Raw genomic sequence first — 503 nt, forward strand, 5'->3', positions numbered from 1 at the left:
ATTATACGTCGTAAAACCAAACGTTATAAGCCTTTTACTCCTGAAGTTACTGCACAAAACATTTTAAATAGATCATTTAATGAAACTAAGAAAAACAAGAAATGGTTAACTGATGTGACTGAATTTAAATTAAAAAATGGCAATAAAGTATACTTAAGTGCGATTTATGATTTAGGTAGTAAAACTATTTTAAGCTATGAATTGAGTAGTTCAAATAATAACCAATTAGTATTTAACACGCTTGATAAAGCTGTTAAAAAAGTAAAAAATACCAAGGGTATTATATTTCATAGCGATAGAGGGTTTCAATATACTTCTAGAAGTTTCAAGGCAAAATTAAAAGAGCATAAAATGATTCAAAGTATGTCACGTGTAGGCTGTTGTATTGATAATGGACCTATGGAATCAGTATGGGGAATGATGAAAAGTGAAATTTATAAAGGAAATAAGAACTTTTCTTTTATAAATTATGAACAGGCAGTAATAGAATTAGCTAAATATAT

General features: G+C 27.4%; 1 protein-coding gene. It reads left to right on the forward strand.

All coding sequences use genetic code 11. The features are described from left to right. Nucleotides 1–503: IS3 family transposase (locus tag LQ615_RS13355; RefSeq protein ID WP_239704203.1), on the forward strand; the 503-nt coding region annotated here is incomplete at both ends.

The organism is Mammaliicoccus sp. C-M13 (assembly GCF_022386845.1).
GTDB lineage: Bacteria > Bacillota > Bacilli > Staphylococcales > Staphylococcaceae > Mammaliicoccus > Mammaliicoccus lentus.